Annotated in this window: 1 protein-coding gene; it reads right to left on the bottom strand. The window is 61.6% G+C overall.

Annotated elements, in window-relative coordinates:
• Positions 1-147 precede the first annotated feature (147 nt).
• On the bottom strand, positions 148-817 hold a 670-nt coding region (locus CJZ82_RS17510; protein ID WP_143593768.1), incomplete at its 5' end, for a transposase.

The following is an 817-nucleotide window of genomic DNA, read 5'->3' as shown; positions in this document are numbered from 1 at the left end:
GAGTTTAGCCCCTTTATCTGTTGGCAGCCCCCGGTGGCTCGAGCCGAGGGACAGGGTGACTTTTATGTGACCGCCCAGCTGAATTTGAACAACTACTCCTTCGGAGAAGCCTTGCGGCTAGAGCAGGTTGTGGCCTGTGCTCATCAGCTACCACTCTCCATTCACCTTCTCAAGCCCCCTCAGCAGGAAGCGCCGCAGGCCGCGATTTTCTTTCGTCTGACCAAACACCGGCTCGACGATCGCCTTACGCCTGGCATAGACCTCGCGGCCGTTCTTGCTTCTGAGCTTGCGGGCCATTGTCCCCTTGGGGTCGAGATCCTTTGGGATCGGACCCCGTGATGGCGCTCGCTGCTCGCCGTGCTTCTGGCGGCCGGTGGAGATGTAGGCATCGATGCACCGATCGCTGCAGGCCTTGGCTTTGGCCTCGCTCCAGTAGCCCGCATCCGCAATGAACTTCACCGGCAAGGTGCCGGTGCTGGCGATGGTGCGCTCCAGCATGGGGACAAGGTGTTCGACATCTGGAGCCTGGTTGCTCACCCCGATCGCCACGATCACCTGGTGCTTGCTGTCCACTGCGGCCTGGGCGTTGTAGCCCTGGATGTAGCCATTGCCGCTTTTCATCACGTGGCTGCCTGGATCAGTGAAATTGCGCTGGGCCTTTGGGCTCGGCTTGCCCTGGGCGTTGCTCGGTAGTCCCCGTGTGGGCATGGCCATCGGTTCAGGTTCCCCCAGACCCACCGTTTCCGGATCGATTCCCGTCTCCTGGAGCTTCTGCAGTGCCAGCGCTCGTGCGGTATCGGCGCGTTGCTGCTTCTGG

It is taken from the genome of Synechococcus sp. 1G10 (genome assembly GCF_002252625.1).
Classification (GTDB): Bacteria; Cyanobacteriota; Cyanobacteriia; order PCC-6307; family Cyanobiaceae; genus Regnicoccus_A.
Note: the sequence above shows the minus strand (reverse complement) of the source record. Positions and strands in the feature narration are given on the sequence as shown.